The sequence below is a fragment of the Nocardiopsis deserti genome (assembly GCF_008638355.1).
In the GTDB taxonomy this organism is placed as follows: domain Bacteria; phylum Actinomycetota; class Actinomycetes; order Streptosporangiales; family Streptosporangiaceae; genus Nocardiopsis; species Nocardiopsis alborubida.
Genome location: NZ_VWVS01000029.1, coordinates 29,797 through 49,093 on the forward strand (window position 1 = coordinate 29,797; position 19,297 = coordinate 49,093).

Annotated in this window: 16 protein-coding genes; 10 read left to right on the forward strand and 6 right to left on the reverse strand. The window is 73.2% G+C overall.

Annotated features, from left to right (window positions below):
* The first annotated feature begins 51 nt into the window (after positions 1-51).
* Positions 52-537, forward strand: a complete 486-nt coding sequence (gene aroQ, locus FYW99_RS29670; RefSeq protein WP_150255539.1) for a type II 3-dehydroquinate dehydratase — start codon at positions 52-54, stop codon at positions 535-537.
* Between the two features lie 203 nt (positions 538-740).
* Here aroQ and FYW99_RS29675 read toward each other — a convergent pair whose 3' ends face one another.
* Positions 741-1,376, reverse strand: a complete 636-nt coding sequence (locus FYW99_RS29675; RefSeq protein ID WP_150255542.1) for a histidine phosphatase family protein — start codon at positions 1,374-1,376, stop codon at positions 741-743.
* A 235-nt stretch (positions 1,377-1,611) separates the two neighbouring features.
* Between FYW99_RS29675 and FYW99_RS29680 the strand changes: the two genes are divergently transcribed.
* Positions 1,612-2,400, forward strand: coding sequence for an SAM-dependent methyltransferase (locus FYW99_RS29680; RefSeq protein ID WP_150255544.1), 789 nt, complete (start codon positions 1,612-1,614; stop codon positions 2,398-2,400).
* A 167-nt stretch (positions 2,401-2,567) separates the two neighbouring features.
* Here the strand turns inward: FYW99_RS29680 and FYW99_RS29685 are convergent, their stop codons facing one another.
* Complete coding sequence (locus FYW99_RS29685) at positions 2,568-4,883, reverse strand: FdhF/YdeP family oxidoreductase (RefSeq protein ID WP_150255546.1); 2,316 nt, start codon at positions 4,881-4,883, stop codon at positions 2,568-2,570.
* An 82-nt stretch (positions 4,884-4,965) separates the two neighbouring features.
* Positions 4,966-5,880: an Lrp/AsnC family transcriptional regulator gene (locus FYW99_RS29690; protein ID WP_150255548.1), complete on the reverse strand. Its 915-nt coding sequence runs from the start codon at positions 5,878-5,880 to the stop codon at positions 4,966-4,968.
* 266 nt (positions 5,881-6,146) lie between these two features.
* On the opposite strand from FYW99_RS29690, the gene FYW99_RS29695 reads away from it, so the two are divergent.
* On the forward strand, positions 6,147-7,661 hold the full coding sequence (locus FYW99_RS29695; protein ID WP_223839777.1) for a peptide MFS transporter: 1,515 nt from the start codon (positions 6,147-6,149) through the stop codon (positions 7,659-7,661).
* A gap of 20 nt (positions 7,662-7,681) precedes the next feature.
* Here FYW99_RS29695 and FYW99_RS29700 read toward each other — a convergent pair whose 3' ends face one another.
* On the reverse strand, positions 7,682-8,392 hold the full coding sequence (locus tag FYW99_RS29700; protein ID WP_150255552.1) for a hypothetical protein: 711 nt from the start codon (positions 8,390-8,392) through the stop codon (positions 7,682-7,684).
* Between the two features lie 438 nt (positions 8,393-8,830).
* Here FYW99_RS29700 and FYW99_RS29705 point away from each other — a divergent pair, with 438 nt between their 5' ends.
* Both FYW99_RS29705 and FYW99_RS29710 read left to right on the forward strand, forming a co-directional pair.
* A complete protein-coding gene (locus FYW99_RS29705; RefSeq protein ID WP_150255554.1) occupies positions 8,831-10,648 on the forward strand; it encodes a SpoIIE family protein phosphatase in 1,818 nt (605 codons plus the stop codon).
* Positions 10,649-10,888: 240 nt separating this feature from the next.
* Positions 10,889-12,073, forward strand: a complete 1,185-nt coding sequence (locus tag FYW99_RS29710) for an alcohol dehydrogenase catalytic domain-containing protein (protein WP_190394861.1) — start codon at positions 10,889-10,891, stop codon at positions 12,071-12,073.
* Between the two features lie 250 nt (positions 12,074-12,323).
* Here the strand turns inward: FYW99_RS29710 and FYW99_RS29715 are convergent, their stop codons facing one another.
* Positions 12,324-13,190 (reverse strand): glycoside hydrolase family 16 protein, encoded by an 867-nt coding sequence (locus FYW99_RS29715; RefSeq protein ID WP_150255557.1) that lies wholly within the window; start codon positions 13,188-13,190, stop codon positions 12,324-12,326.
* A 493-nt stretch (positions 13,191-13,683) separates the two neighbouring features.
* Between FYW99_RS29715 and FYW99_RS29720 the strand changes: the two genes are divergently transcribed.
* The 5 genes from FYW99_RS29720 (at position 13,684) to FYW99_RS29745 (ending at position 18,118) form a co-directional block, all read left to right on the forward strand.
* Positions 13,684-13,893 carry a hypothetical protein gene (locus FYW99_RS29720; RefSeq protein WP_223839778.1) on the forward strand — a complete coding sequence of 70 codons (210 nt, stop codon included), beginning with the start codon at positions 13,684-13,686 and terminating at the stop codon, positions 13,891-13,893.
* Positions 13,894-14,130: 237 nt separating this feature from the next.
* On the forward strand, positions 14,131-14,313 hold the full coding sequence (locus tag FYW99_RS29725; protein ID WP_150255559.1) for a hypothetical protein: 183 nt from the start codon (positions 14,131-14,133) through the stop codon (positions 14,311-14,313).
* Between the two features lie 500 nt (positions 14,314-14,813).
* Positions 14,814-16,037, forward strand: coding sequence for a cysteine--1-D-myo-inosityl 2-amino-2-deoxy-alpha-D-glucopyranoside ligase (mshC, locus tag FYW99_RS29735; RefSeq protein WP_150255563.1), 1,224 nt, complete (start codon positions 14,814-14,816; stop codon positions 16,035-16,037).
* Between the two features lie 243 nt (positions 16,038-16,280).
* On the forward strand, positions 16,281-17,534 hold the full coding sequence (locus tag FYW99_RS29740) for a hypothetical protein (RefSeq protein ID WP_150255565.1): 1,254 nt from the start codon (positions 16,281-16,283) through the stop codon (positions 17,532-17,534).
* A 173-nt stretch (positions 17,535-17,707) separates the two neighbouring features.
* Complete coding sequence (locus tag FYW99_RS29745) at positions 17,708-18,118, forward strand: ABATE domain-containing protein (protein ID WP_150255568.1); 411 nt, start codon at positions 17,708-17,710, stop codon at positions 18,116-18,118.
* A gap of 151 nt (positions 18,119-18,269) precedes the next feature.
* Here the strand turns inward: FYW99_RS29745 and FYW99_RS29750 are convergent, their stop codons facing one another.
* The gene (locus tag FYW99_RS29750) at positions 18,270-19,109 is read right to left on the reverse strand and encodes a PAC2 family protein (protein WP_061082483.1); all 840 of its coding nucleotides are present in this window, start codon (positions 19,107-19,109) and stop codon (positions 18,270-18,272) included.
* Positions 19,110-19,297 lie beyond the last annotated feature (188 nt).

Consider the following 19,297-nt stretch of genomic DNA (forward strand, 5'->3'; position numbering starts at 1 on the left):
GTCCGAGCCCTAAGCTTGCTGCCACCGACCCGAGAAGGAGCGCTGACCCGCATGTCCGCTGTGTCCGACCCCTCCCGCACCGTCCTGCTGCTCAACGGCCCCAACCTCAACCTGCTGGGCACCCGGGACCCCGGGCAGTACGGCACCACCACCCTGGCGGAGGTCGAGCGGCGTGTGGTCTCCCTCGGCGAGGAGTTGGGCGTGCACGTGGTGTGCGCGCAGAGCAACAGCGAGGGCGTGATGGTGGACCGGATCCACGCCGCGCGCGGCTGGGCCGGGGTGGTGCTCAACCCCGGCGCCTACGCGCACTACGGCATCGCGCTGCGCGACGCGATCGACGCGGTCGAGGCGCCCGTGGTGGAGGTGCACATCTCCAACATCTACGCCCGCGAGGAGTTCCGGCACACGTCGGTGACCGCGCCGGTGGCCGCGGGCTACGTCGCCGGGTGCGGGGTCTTCGGTTACGAGCTGGCCCTGCGCGCGGTGCTGCGGCGCGACGCCGAGCGCCGTGAGGCGGACGGCGCCCAGGCGGGCTGAGCCGCACGACCCGCCGGTTCCCGGCACCCCGCCGTGAGGCGGCCCGCGGGGGCGCCCCCGCGGGCCGGGCCCGGCCCGCGGCCGGGTGCCCGTGGGATCGTGCGCGGCGGACGCTCCCACGGGCGGGGACCGGCCGCCCCGCGCCGAAAAATCGGTACCGACCGGTCGGTTTGTATCGTGCGCGCGTCGGGCGGCACGTGCGTTCAGCGGTAGGTCATCAGCGCGGGGCCGCCCTGCTCCAGGTGGGCGTGGTCGTTGAAGGACAGCAGCTGCGTGCCGCCCCGGCCGTGCAGCAGCTTGCTCACCGAACCGTTGACCACCACGCGGTTCAGGGCCAGGAACCCGGTGGGCGCCGTGCCCAGCAGGGACGAGCACACCGTCGCGATCACCCCGGCGGAGGTGAAGACCAGCGCGGTCTCCCCCTTGCCGAGCCCGGCGACCAGGTCGTCCAGCGCCTGCCGGACCCCGGACCGGAAGCCCTCCCAGGTGCCCGGGCCGCTGCCCCCGGCCTCGATCCACGAGGTCAGGGAGGCGTCGAGCCGCTCCTGGAGCGAGCCCGTCGCGACGGGGTGGGCGCCCAGCAGGCCGAGGTGGTCGTACTCGTTCCACCGCTCGTCGCCGACCGGCTCCAGATCCAGGCCCGCCTCGGCCAGGGCCGCGGCCGCCGTCTGGCGCTGACGGCGCAGCGCGCCGGTCACCACACGGCCCACCCGGGGCCCGCGCCGCCGGAGTTCGGCGCCCAGCAGGCGGGCCTGCTCGTAGCCGGTGGGGCTCAACTCGTCGTAGTCCTGCGCCTCGGGGGAGGCCTTCCCGTGGCGGATCAGATAGATCGCTGGCATCGCACCAGCGTACGAGTGGGCCCAAGGGCGCCCGCACGCCGGGGGACGCGATCGGGGCAGGGGCGCCGTCCGCCGGGCGGGGGTCCGGCGAGGGCGGGGTGAGAGCCCGGACGGGGGCAGGCGAAGGCGCTCGTCGTTCGCGAACGCCCGAGTACACGGCGTTTTCGCTTGCGTGGCGCTTTCCGCAAGCAGGACAATACGGGTGCGAACCGCGCTTCCCGTGAGAGGGCACACCATGACGGACACACCCCCCATCGACACCACCGTGGCACACTCCGCCCGGGTGTGGAACTACTGGCTGGGAGGCAAGGACAACTACCCGGCCGACCGCGAGGTCGGCGACTACGTGCTCCAGGCCTACCCGGAGATGGTCACCGCGGCCCGCGCCGACCGGGAGTTCCTCATCCGCGCGGTCACCCACCTGGCCCGCGAGGAGGGCGTCCGCCAGTTCCTGGACGTGGGCACCGGGCTGCCCACGCACAACAACACCCACGAGGTCGCCCAGGCCGCCGCCCCCGACGCCCGCGTGGTCTACGTGGACAACGACCCGCTGGTGCTCACGCACGCCCGCGCGCTGCTGGTCGGGGAGGGGGTGGGGGACGTCCACTACGTCGACGCCAACCTGCACGAGCCCGAGGAGGTCCTCAAGGCGGCCGCCGCCCACCTGGACTTCGACCGGCCCATCGCGCTCACCATCCTGGGCACCATGGGGCACACCCCCGACAACGCCCGGGCCTACGCCACCGTGCGCGCCTACGTGGACGCGCTGCCCCCGGGCAGCTTCCTGGCCATGTGCGACGGGACCAACACCAGCGAACCGATGATCGAGGCGTCCCGGCGCTGGAACGAGACCGCGCCCCTGCCCTACCACCTGCGCAGCCCCGAGGAGATCGCGGGCTTCTTCGACGGGCTCGACCTGCTGGAGCCCGGTGTGGTCTCGGCGCCCTTCTGGCGGTCCGACGCCACGGAGGTGGGCGAGATCGTCGCCGCCGACCAGTACTGCGGCGTCGCACGCAAGGCCTGACGGCCCCGCCGGGTCCCGGGACGCCCCCGGGGCCCGGACGGCGGGACGGGTCCAGCAGGCTGTGACGCACGGGGCCTGAACTGCGATGATCTTGTACTTACAGCGAGTCTGGAGCGCCGAACCTCGCTATAGGTACAAGATCACGGTGGAGGGGCGGCCGGTGCGCGTCAGGCGGCCCCGGAGTCGGGCTCGAAGCGCACCACCACCGACTTCGACGTCGGCGTGTTGCTCACCTCGGCCGTGGAGTCCAGCGGCACCAGCACGTTCGTCTCCGGGAAGTAGGAGGCCGCGCACCCGCGCGCGGTCGGGTAGTGCACCACCCGGAAGTGCGCCGCGCGCCGCTCCCTGCCGTCGTGCCACTCGCTCACGATGTCGGTGTAGGCGCCGTCGGCCAGCCCCAGTTCCCGGGCGTCCTCGGGGTTGACCAGCACCACCCGGCGGCCGTCCTTGATGCCCCGGTAGCGGTCGTCGAGGCCGTACACGGTGGTGTTGTACTGGTCGTGCGAGCGCAGCGTCTGCAACAGCAGCCGCCCCTCGGGGACCTCCGGCGCGTACGTGCCGTTCACCGTGAAGTTGGCCAGCCCGGTCGCGGTGGGGAAGCGCCGGTCGTCGCGCGGGGCGTGCGGCAGGGTGAACCCGCCGGGCCTGCGCGCGCGGGCGTTGAAGTCCTCGAACCCCGGTACGACCGCGGCCACGTGCTCGCGCACCCGGTCGTAGTCGGCCAGCTCCGACCACGCCACCGGGAAGTCGCCGAGCACCCGCCCGGCCAGGTCACAGACGATGTCCACCTCCGAGCGCATGCCCTGTGACAGCGGCGCCAGCACGCCGTGGGAGGCGTGCACCTTGCCCATGGAGTCCTCCACCGTCACCCACCGCGGCTCGCCGTCGCGCAGGTCGCGGTCGGTGCGCCCCAGCGCGGGCAGGATCAGCGCCCGCGTCCCCGTCACCACGTGCGAGCGGTTCAGCTTGGTGGACACGTGCACCGTCAGCCCCACCCGACGCATGGCGTCCTCGGTCACCAGCGTGTCCGGGGTGGCCGCGACGAAGTTGCCGCCCATCGCGAAGAACACCCGCACGTCACCGCGTGCCATGGCGCGGATGGCGTTGACGGTGTCGTACCCGTGCTCACGCGGCGGCGCGAAGCCGAACTCGGTGCCCAGGGCGTCCAGGAACCCCTCGGCCGGGCGCTCGAAGATCCCCATAGTGCGGTCGCCCTGCACGTTGGAGTGGCCGCGCACCGGGCACACGCCCGCGCCGGGGCGGCCCACGTTGCCGCGCAGCAGCAGGAAGTTGACCACCTCGCGGATGGTGGGCACCGAGTGCCGGTGCTGGGTCAGCCCCATCGCCCAGCACACCACGATCCGCTCCGAGGAGGTGACCATCGCGGCGATGCGCTCGACCAGCTCCCGCTCCAGGCCGGTGTCGCGCTCGGTGCGCGCCCAGAACTCCTCGTCCGGCTCGGCCAGCAGCGCCTTGGCGAACTGCTCGAACCCGTGCGTGTGGGTCGACACGAACTCCCGGTCCAGGACCGGCTCACCGCGCTCGTCGGCCTCCAGCAGCAGGCGGTTGAGGGCGGAGAACAGGGCGAGGTCGCCGCCCAGCCGCACCTGCGCGAACAGGTCGGTCAGCTCGGTGCCGCGCCCCAGCAGGCCGCCCGCGTGCTGGGGGTTGCGGAACTCGCGCATCCCCGCCTCGGGCAACGGGTTGACGGTGACGATCCGCGTCCCGGACTTCTTGGCCCGCTCCAGGGCGGTGAGCATGCGGGGGTGGTTGGTGCCGGGGTTCTGCCCGGCCACGATGATGAGGTCGGCCTCGCGCAGGTCCTCCAGGGACACGCTGCCCTTGCCCACGCCCAGGGTTTCGGTCAGGGCCGAACCGGACGACTCGTGGCACATGTTGGAGCAGTCGGGGAGGTTGTTCGTACCGAGGGCGCGGGCGAACAGCTGGTAGCAGAACGCCGCCTCGTTGCTGGTGCGCCCGGAGGTGTAGAACACCGCCTGGTCCGGGGAGTCCAGCGCCCGCAGGTCCTCGGCGACCAGGTCCAGCGCGCGCTCCCAGCTGACCGGCTCGTAGTGGGTGGCGCCCTCGGCCAGGTACAGCGGCTCGGTGAGGCGGCCCTGCTGGCCCAGCCAGTACCCGGACCGCCCAGCCAGTTCGGAGATCGGGTGCGCGGCGAAGAAGTCCCCGGTCAGCGCCGTGGCCGTGGCCTCCTCCGCGACCGCCTTGGCGCCGTTCTCGCAGAACTCGGCCCGGTGCCGTCTGTCCCCTTCGGGCCAGGCGCAGCCGGGGCAGTCGAAACCGCGCTTCTGGTTGATCGCGAGCATGGCGGGCAGTCCGCGCCGTACGCCGGTGTGCTCGTTGAGGTGGCGGAGGCTGTTGAGCACGGCGGGGAGTCCGGCCGCGCTGGTCTTGGGCGGGCTGACCGCAGGGGAGTCCTGGGCTGGGTCTGCGTTGTCCGAGTGCTGGTGTCTCACACTGCGCATTCTGGCACTGGCCGTCCGATGGTGGGACGTCCGGGTGACGAGCCAGGGCCGCGGAGGGCACGGAGCGGGCGGCCGGGGCCCCTCAGCGGGGGAGCGCCAGGTCGTTCTCCTCCTTGACCGCGTGCAGGTGCGTCCACGACTCCACCGCGCGGACCCCAGGCAGCCCGCGCAGCCTCTCCAGGGCGGCGAACACCTCCCCCTGAGAGGCGGCCCGCACGGTGCCGATCGCGTTGCACCAGCCCAGGCCCGTCGCGAGGCAGTCGACCTCCTCCAGCGCAACCACCTTGCGGGCCACGGGCTCGGTCGCCCCGTCCACGGTGAGCGCGAACCCGACCGTGTGCACCGTGCTGAGCGGGCTGAGCCGCACCAGGGCGCCGACGTGCACGACCCCCGAGTCGAGCAGGCGCAGCACGCGGGCGCGCGCCGCCCCCGGGGACAGGCCGCTCGCCTCGGACAGCTCGACGTAGGAGGCGCGCCCGTCGGCGCGCAGGCGCTCCAGCAGCGCGTGGTCGGAGCCGTCCAGTTCGAGGCCGCCCGGAGGGCCGGGGCTCTCCAGCGGGCCCGGCGGGAAGTAGGGGTCCTTCCAGATGCGCAGGTAGGTCAGGACCTGCACGGCGCGGACCCCGGGCACGGCCTGCACGCGCTCCAGCCCCCGGGCGAACGCGTCCAGCCCGGGTGCGCGCAGCTCCGCGGTCACCGCGAAGCGGCCCGCCGTGGTGGTGACGAACGACGTCTCCCCGATCGCGGCCACCGCGTCCGCCACCCGACGGGCGGGGCCCTCCACCGAGATGATGGCGTGCCCGAGCTGGCGCAGGCCGAACACGGCCGGATGGACGGCGCCGACCACGCGCAGCGCCCCCGCATCGGACAGCCGCCGCACCCGCGCCTGGACGGTCGAGCGCGCCAGGCCGGTCAGGCGACCCAGGGCCTCGTAGGAGACCCGGCCGTCCCGTTGCAGGGCGCGGACCAGCTGTTCGTCCACGCGGTCCAGTTCCACGCGCGTCCCTTCGGGGGAGGTCGGGTCGGAGGAGGCCGAAGCGGTCAACCTACCGTACCGCCCGTCCTCTCCCGGGAGCCGGAGGAGTCGTCGAATACCCCTTCGCGAGCTGTCACGACTCCCGTTTCAGCGCCGATTCCGGCACGTCCGTCTGCGGATCATCCCTTGCGCGCCCCTGTCCACGGATGTAGCGTCGGCGCTCGTGTCGAGATCTTCCCGTGGTGCCGCGGGACCTGTCGCAGTCGTCCCGGAGGTAGCCGGTGGGAGTGTCCAGCAGTCCGTCCCCGCCCCCCGCGACCGCGCGTGACCGGACGTTCTTCGGACATCCGCGCGGTCTGGTGGGTCTGTTCTTCACCGAGGCGTGGGAGCGCTTCTCCTACTACGGCATGCGAGCACTGCTGCTGTACTACATGTACGACCAGGTCGCCCACGGGGGACTGGGCATCCCCGACGACACGGCCAGGTCCCTGGTGGCGGTGTACGGGTCGGCCACCTACATGGCCGCCATCCTGGGCGGCTGGATCAGCGACCGCCTCCTCGGCGACCGCCGCGCGACCCTCTACGGCGGCGTCCTGATCATGTGCGGCCACATCTGCCTGGCGCTGCCCGCGGGCGCGACCGCCCTGTTCGCCTCGATGGTGCTCCTGGCTCTGGGCACCGGGCTGCTCAAGCCGACGATCTCCGCCTCCGTCGGGGACCTGTACGCCGACGGGGACCCGCGCCGGGACTCCGGTTTCAGCATTTATTACATGGGGATCAGCATCGGCGCGGTGTCGGCGCCGCTGGTGGTCGGCACGGTGGGCCAGCGCTACGACTACCACCTCGGTTTCGGCATCGCCGCGGTCGGCATGGCCCTCGGCCTGGTTGTGTACCTGTGCACCCAGCGCAACCTGAGCGATGCCAGCCGTGAGCCCCAGAACCCGCTACGCCTGCGTGAGGTGCCGCGTTCGCGGTCCGTCCCCGTCCTGGCGGCCGTGGCCCTGATCGTCGCCGCCGTGGTGGCCGCCGCCCTGTCCGGAGTCCTGACCGCCGACGCCGTCGTGGACGCCGTGAGCCTGGCGGCGGTCGCCCTGCCGGTCGCCTACTTCACCGTGATGCTGCGCAGCGGGCGCACGACCCCGGCCGAGCGCGCGCGCCTGCGCGCGTACGTCCCCCTGTTCGTCGCCGCGGTCTTCTTCTGGGTCATCCAGGAGCAGGGTGCGACGGTGATCGCCCAGTACGCGGCGGAGAGCACGGACCTCACCGCGTTCGGCTTCGCCATCCCCGCCCCGTGGTTCCAGTCGGTGGGCTCGGTCGTGCTGATCGCGCTGACCCCGCTGTTCGCGGTGATGTGGCTGTGCCTGGACCGGTCCGCGTCCCCGCCCACGACCGCCCAGAAGTTCAGCGCCGCCCTGGTCATCGCGGGCCTGTCCTACGTCCTGCTCGTCCTGCCCGCGTCGCAGGAGGGCCTGAGCAGTCCGCTGTGGCTGGTGGCCAGCCTGGCGGTGGTCACCGTCGGGGAGATGTTCCTGGCCCCGATCGGGCTCTCGGCCACGTCGAGGATGGCGCCCGCCGCGTTCTCCACCCAGACGATGGGCCTGTGGCTCGCCTCCGGCGCGGCGGGCCAGGGCATCGCCGCGCAGCTCGTCGGGTTCTACGACGCCGACACCGCGGGCGTGTACTTCGGTGCGGTCGGCGCCGGGACGGTGGTCCTGGGGCTCGCGCTGTTCGCCCTCGCTCCGGCTCTGCGCAGGAGGACGGAGGAGAAGGAGGAGACAGCGGTCCCGGCCGCCGACCGGTGACGGCCCGGGGGCGGCACGTGTCACGATTCGCCCGGGTATCCGATGAGCCACCGTACGGCGGTCGGGGGACCGTGCGCGCCGGATGCGGGGTCGAAGACCAGGTCGTCACGGAAACAGAAGTACAGCCGTTGCCAGATCCGCCACGCGCGGGCCCTGAGGGGCGCGTCCCGCTTCCTGCGCGCGTCGGCGCTGCGGACGTCCCGCAGGACCAGCGCGGTTCCCGCTCCGACCGCCAGGGTCCACACGCCCATGCCGAACAGGAAGGAGACGAACTGCTCCACTCCTCCGACCAGGCTCAGGGCGCCGTTGACCGCCAGGCCCACGAGGAAGAGGACCGCAGCGGACGCGATGAGCACGTTTTTCCACTCCCAGCCCAGCAGCCAGCGCAGGACCAGTCCGGTGGCCGCCGCCGGTACGACGCCGAAGACACCGAACTGGATCACCAGCGGGGCGGCGAGCACGAGTAGGGCGATGCCGATCCACCGGGTGATCCCGGGCGCTACTCCGGGCGGCGCAGGGAAGCTCAGTTGCGCAGCGAGGGTGCTCTGGGAGTACGAGGTGGAGGAGTGCTGGGCTCGCGCGACCGTCGTGCCGCCGCGCAGCCACGACCACTCGTCATCCTCGCGGATCGTCGACGATCCGGCGCTCTGTGTGATCGTCGTGCCCTCACGGACCACGGCGGACACCTTGGCTGTCCGATCCTGGCGCGAGCACACCGGGCAGTTCGCCACCGGTCGCATTCCTCCCGTGTTCCCGTGCCGTCACTCCTCCAGCTGAAGATAGCCGTTGGCGGGGCACCGCGGAAAGGTTTTTCCTCCCGGCTCCAGGACCCGGCCCCGCCGTCCGTCGGCGGTCCGGGGCACGTCCCGGCCGCCGACCGGTGACGGCCCGGGGCCCGGCCGGTCCGGGCTCCCCTCCAGGGGTCCGGCGCGGTGTTCGCCGGGGGAGGGCCCGTCCGGTGGCGGGTGACATGCCGCCGACTCCGCAATGTGCCCTCCGGGCCGTCCTGCGGGGCAGACTGGTCGCGCTGGTCGTCGGGAGAAATGTGGGTACGCGGACCGCATGAGTGTCTTTGAGCGCAGCCTTCGGACGGCCCCGGCGCGGCCGGGGCGAACGCCCGCGCGGCGGTGCGGCCCCTCGCGGACGCGCGGGAACCGGAGGACGGGGCGATGAGCGACGTCGGCTGGCCGCTGGAGACCGGCCTGCTGCGCGCGGTGTTCGACAGCGTGGGCGCGGGGATGTTCGTCATCGACACCAGCGGCCGCATCACCGCCGCCAACCCCTACGCGCAGCGGATCCTCGGTCGGCCCAGGGAACGGATGCTGGGTTCCGACCTGCACGACCTGCTGCACCGCGACCCGGACGGGGAGGAGACGCCCCGGGAGGACTGCCGCGTCCTGGCCGCGCTCGACAGCGGCCATCCGGCGGAGGGGAGCAGCGAGTCCTTCCTGCGCGGGGACGGAACGCTCGTGCCCATCATCTGGGCGATCACCCCGCTCCAGCACGAGGGCCGCCTGGAGGGCGCGGTCATCGTCTTCCACGACTTCCGGGCGCACCGCGACGCCGCCGATCAGACCGCGGCGCACCTGGCGGCCCTGGAGGAGCTCACCGCCCGGCTGAGCCTGGTGGCGGAGATCTCCGTGGTCCTGGTCTCCACCCTGGACGTCCCCGAGATGCTGGACAGGCTGGTCCGGCTGCTGGTGCCGGAACTGGGGGACTGGGCGGTGGTCGACATGGTCACGAACGGGCGCACGAAGGAGGTGGAGCGCGTCGCCGTGCACACCCTGGGCGACCACGGCACGGCCGAGTCGCTGAAGGGCCCGCTGCCGCCGCTGTCGCCCGACTCCCATGCGGCGCTGCTGCGCACCCTGTACAGCACCCAGCCCGCCCTGCTCGACGCCGAGGACATGGCCCGCGAACCGGGCGAACCGTTCGCCCGGGCGCACGGGCAGCTGTTCGAAAGCCTGGGCGGGCACTCCGCGGTGGTACTGCCGTTGCACACCCGCAGACAGGTCTTCGGGGCGCTGACCGTGGCCCGCGCCGGGGAGCGGCCCGCCTACACCGACGCCGAGGTCCTCGTGCTGGGGGACGTCGCCCGGCGCGCCGGTCTGGTGATGGAGAGCGCCCAGCTCTTCGAGCAGCAGCGCCACGTCGCCGAGACCATGCAGCGCCAGCTCCTGACCCCGCTGCCGCAGGTCGGTCACCTGCGGTTCGCCGCCCGTTACCAGCCCGCGCAGCAGGCCGCCGAGATCGGCGGGGACTGGTACGACGCCTTCCCGCTCGCCGACGGCGTCATGACCATGGTCATCGGCGACGTGGTCGGCCACGACCTCCAGGCCGCCGCGCACATGGCCGAGGTCCGCAACATGCTGCGCGCCCTGGCCTGGGACCGCCAGGAGCCCCCCAGCCTGATCATGCGGCGGCTGGACGAGGCCATGACCAACACCAGCGACGCCCCCATGGCCACCGCCGTCTTCGCCCGCATCGAGGGGCCCGAGAGCGGGCCCTGGACCCTGCACTGGGTCAACGCCGGGCACCCGCCGCCGCTGCTCGTCACCTCCGACGGCCACACCCGCTACCTGGAGGGCGGCCACGGCCCCCTGCTGGGCATGAGCTCCGCCCTGCACCTGGGCCTGCACTGGCCCGACGCCCGCGAGGAGATCCCCGCGGAGTCCACCCTGCTGCTCTACACCGACGGCCTCGTCGAGAGCCGCGAACACCCCATCGACACGGGCCTGGCCAACCTGCGCCGCCACGCCGCCGCCCTGGCCCGCCGCGACGTCGAGGACTTCCTCGACGAACTCCTCGCGCGCATCAGCCCCAGCGGTGACGACGTCGCCCTGCTCGCCCTGCGCACCCCCGCGGCGGACGCGGGCGGGGCCCCCGCGCCGCCCCAGCACGCGCACAGCCCCGCCGCCGACGACCGCGGGGCTCCCGGTGCGGACGTCGAGGACAGCTCGGTCAGGGACACCTCCGAACGGGGATGAGCGGCACCGGTCCGGGGGCGCCGATCTCCCGCCGTTCCGGACCTTCCGTCAGCGGCGCCCTGGTCCGGTGCGCCGATCCCACGCCGTCCCGGACCGCCCGCCACGCCGGGGACGGACCGGTCCGGGGGCGCCCGCGCCGCCCGTTTCCGCCGACACGCGAGGGGTAGTGGCCGAGGGCAGCCCAGGGGGCCGCGCGCTCCCCAGGCGACGACCGCCACCGTCGTGAGACCAGGGGGAACCATGAAGGCAGTGGTGTGGAACGGGACCAGGAACGTCGACACCGTGAACGTTCCCGACCCGCGGATCGAGGAGCCCGGCGACGCCGTCATCCGGGTCACCAGCTCGGGCCTGTGCGGATCCGACCTGCACCTGTACGAGGTGCTCGGGCCGTTCATGACTCCGGGGGACATCCTCGGGCACGAACCCATGGGCGTGGTCGAGGAGGTCGGTTCCGGCGTCACCTCCCTCACCCCCGGCCAGCGGGTCGTCATCCCCTTCCAGATCTCCTGCGGGCACTGCCTCATGTGCGACACGGGCCTCCAGAGCCAGTGCGAGAACACCCAGGTCGAGGAGCAGGGCATGGGCGCCGCGCTCTTCGGCTACAGCAAGCTCTACGGCGCGGTGCCCGGCGGGCAGGCCGAGTACCTGCGCGTCCCGCGCGCCGAGACCACCGCGGTCCCGGTACCCGACCAGGGCCCCGACGACCGCTACCTGTTCCTGTCCGACGTGCTGCCGACCGCCTGGCAGGCCGTCCGCTACGCCGACGTCCCCGAGGGGGGATCGGTGGCCGTCCTGGGGCTGGGGCCGATCGGCGACATGTGCTGCCGGATCGCCCGCCACCTGGGTGCGGGCCGGGTGTTCGGCGTGGACCCGGTGTCGGAGCGGCGCGCCCGCGCCGCCGCGCGGGACGTGGAGGTGTTCGACTCCTCCAAGGGCACCGACGACGTGGTCCAGGAGATCCGCGACCGCACGGACGGGCGCGGCCCGGACGCGGTCATCGACGCGGTCGGCATGGAGGCGGCCGGGCACGGCTCGGCCAGGTTCGCCCAGCGCGTGGCCAACCTCATGCCCCGGGGCGTGGCGGCCAAGATGATGGAGACGGCCGGGGTGGACCGGCTGACCGCCCTGCACACCGCCATCGACCTGGTGCGGCGCGGCGGGACCGTCTCCCTGATCGGCGTGTACGGCGGCATGGCCGACCCGATGCCGATGCTCACGCTCTTCGACAAGCAGATCCAGCTGCGGATGGGGCAGGCCAACGTGCGCCGGTGGGTGCCGGAGGTCCTGCCGCTGCTGGAGGGGGCCGACCCGCTGGGGGTGGACGACTTCGCCACCCACCACGTGGGCCTGGACGCGGCCTCGCTGGCCTACGAGAAGTTCCAGAAGAAGCAGGACGGCGTGTTCAAGGTCGTCTTCCGGCCCTGACCTGCCGGAGGCGGGCGCCCCGGGCCGGGGGGATCCGGCCCGGGGCGCCGTTCTGTCCGTGGGGGCCAGGGGCTACGGTCTGTTTTTTGAACCGGCCTCAGCTTGTGGGGGGCGGGCGCCCACGGGGTTCTGGAGGTGGTGGAGGCGGGTTCGTGAGGAACGGGCGAACCCGCCGTAGGCACCGAAGGTTCCCGTGCTTCGGGCGCCCGAACACGGGCCGAAGCGAAGCGGAGGTCCCAAAAAACACTGCCTAGTTCTCGTAGATCCGGACGTAGTCGACGAGCATCTGTTGGGGGAACTGGGTGGTGCCGTCGGGGTAGCCGGGCCAGTTTCCGCCCACGGCGATGTTGAGGATCATGAAGAAGGGCTGGTCGTAGACCCAGGTGTTGCCGCCCACGTCCGCGGTGGTGAGGGTGTGGTAGGCGTTGCCGTCCACGGACCAGGTGATGGAGCCGGGGCTCCAGTCGATGGCGAAGGTGTGGAAGTCGTCGGCGAAGGACCAGCCCTGGGGGTGGGTGTAGGAGGAGCCGATGCCGTTCGCGCCCGAGTAGCCGGGGCCGTGCACGGTGCCGTGCACCATGTGGGGCTCGTACCCGACGTTCTCCATGATGTCGATTTCGCCGGAGTCGGGCCAGGGGGTGTTGGGGAAGTCGGCGCCGAGCATCCAGAAGGCGGGCCAGATGCCCTGTCCGCGGGGGATCTTGATGCGTGCCTCGATGCGGCCGTAGGCGTGTTCGACCTTGTTCTGGGTGGTCATGCGGGCGGAGGTGTAGCCGCCGTCTGCTTCTTGGCGTGCGGTGATGACGAGGTTGCCGTTTCCGTCGAGGGCGGAGTTGGCGCGGTTGTTGGTGTAGTTCTGGAGTTCGTTGTTGCCCCAGCCGTGGTCGCCGGTCTCGTGGTTCCAGTTGGCGGGGTTGGGGGCGCTTCCGGCGGCGCCGTCGAACTCGTCGGACCACACCAGGGCCGCCTGGGCGGCTTCGGCGGACGCCGGAGCCGCCGCGTCCTCGGGGACGGGGGCGGCCGACACGGCCCCGGCCGGGACCAGGAGCGCGGCGGCGGTGAGGAAGGACAGGGCTGCGGAGGAGAGGGACCTGCGGGGCCGGTACGCGGTGCGCATGGGTTACTCCGGGGGGAAGCCCCGCCGCGGCGGGGCGGTGACGGGCGGAGTCGGTCCGCCGCACGGCGCGCGTGCGTCGGACCAGGTGGGCGACTGCTCGCAGTCGCCGTGTTACGTAACGAATCGAATTGGTAAGTTACTGTACGTTTAGTTTTCCTCCGGCACAAGGGGTGGAACGGGGGTAAGGGACGAGGGCCGAGAAGTGTGTGCGGCGGAAACCGTTCGGTCGGGTGTGCACCCTCCGAAGGTGGACATGTGCTGTCTCGCTGTGCCAACTCTGTGCATTCCGGATGGAACAACGGGTAGGGGACGGGAACACCGTGGGGCGCTCCCTCCCCGTTCCCCGTTGACCTGGGGTGGAGCGAAAGGATTCCGGAACCGTGCTGGAGGCGGGATACGGGACCGTGTCCACGGTGAACCCGGGGCGCGGAGGCAGCGTCACACCGTGACCCGGGGTACCCCACAACCGCCGACCCACCCCGAAGGACCGCCCATGAGCGCTATGCCCGTCCGCGACCAGGCCACCCCCTCCCACCACGTCCCGAGCCCGCGCGGAGGTCGCCGTGACGTCTCCCGCGCCCGGTGGCGGCTCCGTGCGATCCAGGCCGACATCGTCGAGTTCGGCCCCGCCGGGGACCCCGACCTGGTGCGCGCGGCCGAGGCGCTGGACCTGCTGGAACTCGCGGACGCGGCCCGGCCCTGACCCGGAGCGGTCGGAGCGGTCGGCCGAGGACCGGCCCCGCCTGGTCCGGCGCCGACTGGGATGGATGTACGTCACCGGCCCTGGTCAGGGCGGGCGTGCGTCACCGGTGTGCATAACCACTGTCACACCCCAGGTCGTGACGGCGTGTCAACCCCGAGAGTGACCGCGGCGTCTCAGAGAGAGACGGCACGCGCCGTCAGGCTCGCGTGGAGGCACGCGTTGACGGCAGGGGGCACGATGGAGGGCCGTAACGGCAACCGGGTGGAGAGCGGAGCGTACTGGCTCCTCTACGTCGTCTCGGTCAGCGGCGCGCTGCTGCACTGGCGCCTGGGCAACGAGGGCCTGGCAGCTCTGTGCGGCGCCGTGGCCTTGTTCGGCGCCCTGCTCATCGGCAGGAGGCACCACGACCTCGCCGCGTGAGCCCGCTCCCGGCGGCCCGTCCGCGCACTTCGCCGTACGGGTCCCGCCCTGCCGGTTCCCGCCCTTTCGGGGACGATCACCACGCGCGGTGCCCACCCTGCCCCGCGTCCGGACACAGTACGAGGGACCACCGCCCCCGGTCTGGCGGTCCCTCGTGTCCCGCCGTCCGTTAGCCGTTCCGGTCCCGCCTGCGCGGCAGGGGCGGGATGTGCCCCGCGCGGGTGTCGACCACCTGGTCCACCAGCAGGTCGGGCCTGTCCCGCTGGACGTACTTCCAGGTTCCGTGCCGGCCCTGCCACCCCCACGTCCAGCCGTCCTTGAACCTGTTTCGCCTGCCTCCCCGGCCGTGTGAGCCCCGCGGTCCCGCGCCTGCCCGTTCGCGCACTTCGCCGTACGGGTCCCGCCCGGCTTATTCCCGCCCTTTCTGGGGCGATCATCACGCGCTGTGCCCACCCTCCCGCGCACGCCTCCCGCCCGCCCGTCCGGATAGGCTGCGCGGTATGCGTTCATGGTCTGCGCCTGACATCGTCCCCCTGCCGGGTACCGGCGGTCCCCTCCGTGTCCACGACACCGCCACCGGCCGGATAAGGACGACGACGCCGGGCTCCCGGGCGGGGATGTACGCCTGCGGCATCACGCCCTACGACGCCGCCCACCTGGGCCACGCCTTCACCTACCTGACCTTCGACCTGGTCAACCGGGTCTGGCGTGACGCCGGGCACGACGTCAACTACGTGCAGAACACCACCGACATCGACGACCCGCTGCTGGAGCGCGCGGAGGCCACCGGCGTCGACTGGCGCGACCTCGCCCACCGCGAGATCGGTGTCTTCCGCGAGGACATGGCCGCCCTGCGGATCATCCCCCCGACCTCCTACGTCGGCGTGGTGGAGTCCGTCGACCTCATCAGCGACCTCGCCGCCCGCATCCGCGACACCGGCGCTGCCTACGAGCTGGACGGGGACCTGTACTACTCCGTCGCCGAGGCGCCCGAGTTCGGCGAGATCAGCCACCTGGACCGCGGGCAGATGCTGGAGCTGTTCGGCGAACGCGGCGGCGACCCCCAGCGCACCGGCAAGAAGGACCCGCTCGACTGGCTGCTCTGGCGCGCCGAGCGCCCCGGCGAGCCCTCCTGGGACAGCCCCCTGGGCCGCGGGCGCCCCGGCTGGCACATCGAGTGCAGCGCCATCGCCCTGGACCGGCTCGGCCCGGCCTTCGACCTCAACGGCGGCGGCAACGACCTGATCTTCCCCCACCACGAGATGGGCGCGGCCGAGACCCGATGTGCCACGGGCGGACCCAACGCCCACAACCACCTGCACGTGGGCATGGTTGGCCTCAACGGCGAGAAGATGTCCAAGTCCCTGGGCAACCTGGTGTTCGTCTCCAAGCTGCGCCAGCAGGGCGTCGACCCGGCCGTCATCCGCCTGGCCATGCTCGGCCACCACTACCGCGCCCCCTGGGAGTGGACCGACGCCGAACTGCCCGCCGCCACCGCCCGCGCCGACCGCTGGCGCGCCGCCCTTGCCCTGGGCGCGGCGCCCGACGCCGCCCCGGTGCTCGCCGCCGTGCGCGCGGCCCTGGCCGAGGACCTGGACTCCCCGGCCGCCCTGGCCGCGGTGGACGCCTGGGCCGACAGCGCCCTCGGCGAGGGCGGCACCGACACCGACGCGCCCGCCCTGGTGCGCGCCACCGTCGACACCCTGCTGGGAGTGCGCCTGTAACCGCTGCCGCGGTGACCGGACGCCGCATCCGCGGTGATCTTGTACCTGTAGCCGATCTCGGCGGCCGAGACTCGCTATGAGTACAAGATCACCGCAGGTCAGGGCGTCAGGCATCACACCTGTCACACTTTCGTCCGGCCCGGAGGACGAGCCCCCGCGCCGCGTTGCCCGGGCGCGCGCCGGGACCGCCCGAGGCCCCCGCGCACCGGGAAACCGTCAGTGGGCGCTGCCACAATCCGGGACATGCAGACAGGACCGGACGTACTCCACACCACCGACTGGACCCGTACCCTCCACGCCTACGGCTCCGGCGCCGACGCCCCCGGGCACCTCGCCCTCCTGCTCACCGGCGACGCGCACGAGCGCGGGCGCGCGCTGGACCACCTCCACAGCGCGCTCCTGCACCAGGGCACGGTCTACCCGGCCACCGTCCCCGCCGCCCTGTTCGTCGCCGGGATCCTGGACCGCCCCGAACTCGACGACCCGGCCCGCGATCCGGGCCCCGGAGGGGCGGGCACCGCCTCCGGCTCCCTGCGCCGCGTCCTGCTGGACTTCCTGGCCGGGGCGGCCGAGGGCGCGCTGCACCAGAACCCCCGCGGCCCCGTGCCCGAACCCCCCGCCGGGGCCGAGCTGGACCGGGTGTACGCCGCGCTGGCCTCCGACGACGAAGGTGAGGCGGACGGGGTGTGGGGGACCCCCGCCGTGGACGCGCTCATGCTCCGGGTGGGCCCGGACATGCGCGCCGCCGCCCCCACGTTGTACACGGCGGTCGAACCCCACCTCACCGCCCCCGACGCGGGCACGCGCATGTGCGCGGTGGAGGCCGCCGCGGCCCTGGCCCGGCTCGGCGGGCTGGAGCCGGACCTGTCCGGGGCCGCCGACATGGCCGAGACCCGCGACGAGGGCGCGGTGATCGTCCTGGCCCTGGGCGCCTGCGGCGGCGACACCACCGAGTTCCTCACCCACGCCGACCCCGCCATCCGCGCCTGCGCCGCGCTGGCGCCCGGCCAGCGCGCCAACCCCGCGGCCACCGCTGAGCTGGTCGCCGTGCTCGCCGATCCGGACGCCGCAGACGCCTGGTTCACCAGGCGCCCCGCCCACTTCACCGGCCACGTCCGTTTCGCCCTGGTCCGGGAACTCGCCGAGCGCTCCACCGCCGAGGACGCCGCGCGCCTGCTCCCGGTGCTGCGCGCGCTGGCCCCGCTGGCCTCATCCCTCACCGCCGCGGCCGACGCCGGGCCGCTGCTGGACCTGGTCTTCCGGAGCGCCGACGCGGGACCCGGGGCAGGCTCCGCCGGGCCCGCGGAGCCGCTCGCGACGGGACCCGCCGCGCCGCGCGACCCCGCGGAGCTCACCGCCGTCCAGCGCGACTACCTCCGGGTCCTGACCGAGCACGACGGTTTCTGGGACGGCCGGTTCGCCAACTTCCTGGTCGTGCTCGCCCGGCTGGGGCTGCCCCGCGGGCGCCACGAGCTCCGCGCGCTGCTCGCGGCCTGAGCCGGGCGGGAGCGGAACCCCACGGCGACCGGACTGGAAACCACTGTGACCGTAAACCACCGCGCCCGTTTCGTCCCCGCCCGTCTCGTTGTGGACGTGCACGGTGACCACCTGTGGCCACGGGCTCGCGAAAACGCCGGTATCCGGGACCCGGCCGTGGTGGGATAGCCCTCATGACGACCCCCACGCGGCACAGCACGGCCGCCGAACTCATCGCGGACTTCGTCTCCACCGGCGGCGGGCTCACCGACCGGGCCGACCTCGCACGGTTCCTGCGCGAGCACCGCCTGGCCACCGAGGGAGCCATCCCCATCACCCTCGCCGACCTCGACGAGGCCATCGCCCTGCGCGACGGCATCCGGGCGGTCCTGGAGCGCCGGGCCGAACCCGACCACGAGGCCATCGCCCGGGGTCAGAAGGTCCTGGACGGCCTCCGTGTCACCGTGCGCCTCCAGGCCTCGCGCGAGGCCCCCGTGCCGCTGACCCCCGCGGTCGTGGACGAGGTCCGCCGCGGGCTGGCCCGCATCGCCGGGGCCTGGGCCGTGGTGCTGTCCACGGGGGAGTGGCGCCAGATGAGGCTCTGAACGGATCCGCGGCGCACGCGGGAATCCGGTCCGGGCCGGGGAGGAACGCGTGAGCGGGCTCGGGACGGGGGGAGACCCCGTTCCGCGCCGCTTTCCACCGGCCGGGGCTTCGGGGGCGGGCCCGCGGTGCGCCCCGCGGGCCGCCGGGGGCTCAGCCCTCGTCGTGGCGGCGCAGGTAGCGCTCGAAGTCCCGGGCGATCGCGTCACCGGAGGCCTCCGGCAAGTCGGCCGTGTCCTTGGCCTCCTCCAGGCCGCGCACGTACGCCGCGATGTCCTCGTCCTCGGCGGTGAGCTCGTTGACGTTGGACTCCCACGCCACCGCGTCCTCGGGCAGGTCGCCCAGCGGCACCCGCGCGCCCAGGAAGTCCTCCACCCACGCCAGCAGCGCCAGGGAGGCCTTCGGGCACGGCGGCTGGGCGACGTAGTGGGGGATGGCCGCCCACAGCGACGCGGTCTCGATCCCCACCGCGCTGAACGCCTCGTGCACCACGCCCACGATCCCGGTCGGGCCCGAGTAGGTGGTCGCCTCCAGCCCCAGCGCCGCGCCCAGCTCCACGGGCGAGGCCATCCCGGTCACCGGGATCGGCCGCGTGTGGGGGGCGTCCGCCAGCAGTGAGCCCAGCATCACCATCCGGGTGACGCCCAGCTCCCGTGCCACGGCCAGCAGGTCGGCGGCGTAGGAGCGCCACCGCATGTTCGGCTCGGGTCCGGTCACCAGTACCACGTCGCGCTCCGAACCCGGCGGCGTCGCCACGCGGACCCGGGTCGTGGGCCACTCGACCTCGCCGACCACGCCGTCCACGACCGACATGCGCGGCCGGGTCACCTGGAAGTCGTAGTAATCATCCGGTGCCAGCGCGCACAGCTCGTAGGCGCCCCACTCCCTCGACAGGTGCTCCACGGCCAGGCTGGCCGCCTCACCGGCGTCGTTCCATCCCTCGAACGCCGCCACCATCACGGGATCGACAAGCTCCCGGACGAGCTTGGTCATGTGGCTCCTCCCTGCACGCGGACGGAGTCCACCCTACGGGGTGACGACCCGCCCGGGGAACCGTTCGACGCGGCTCCGCCGGAGGGCTCGGTCCCCCGCGCCGCGGGACGCCTGTCTCATCTGGTGGAACAGCCGATGGGATAACCTCACAGACAGCGACTGACAAGGACACCGCCGTCCCCGGACGA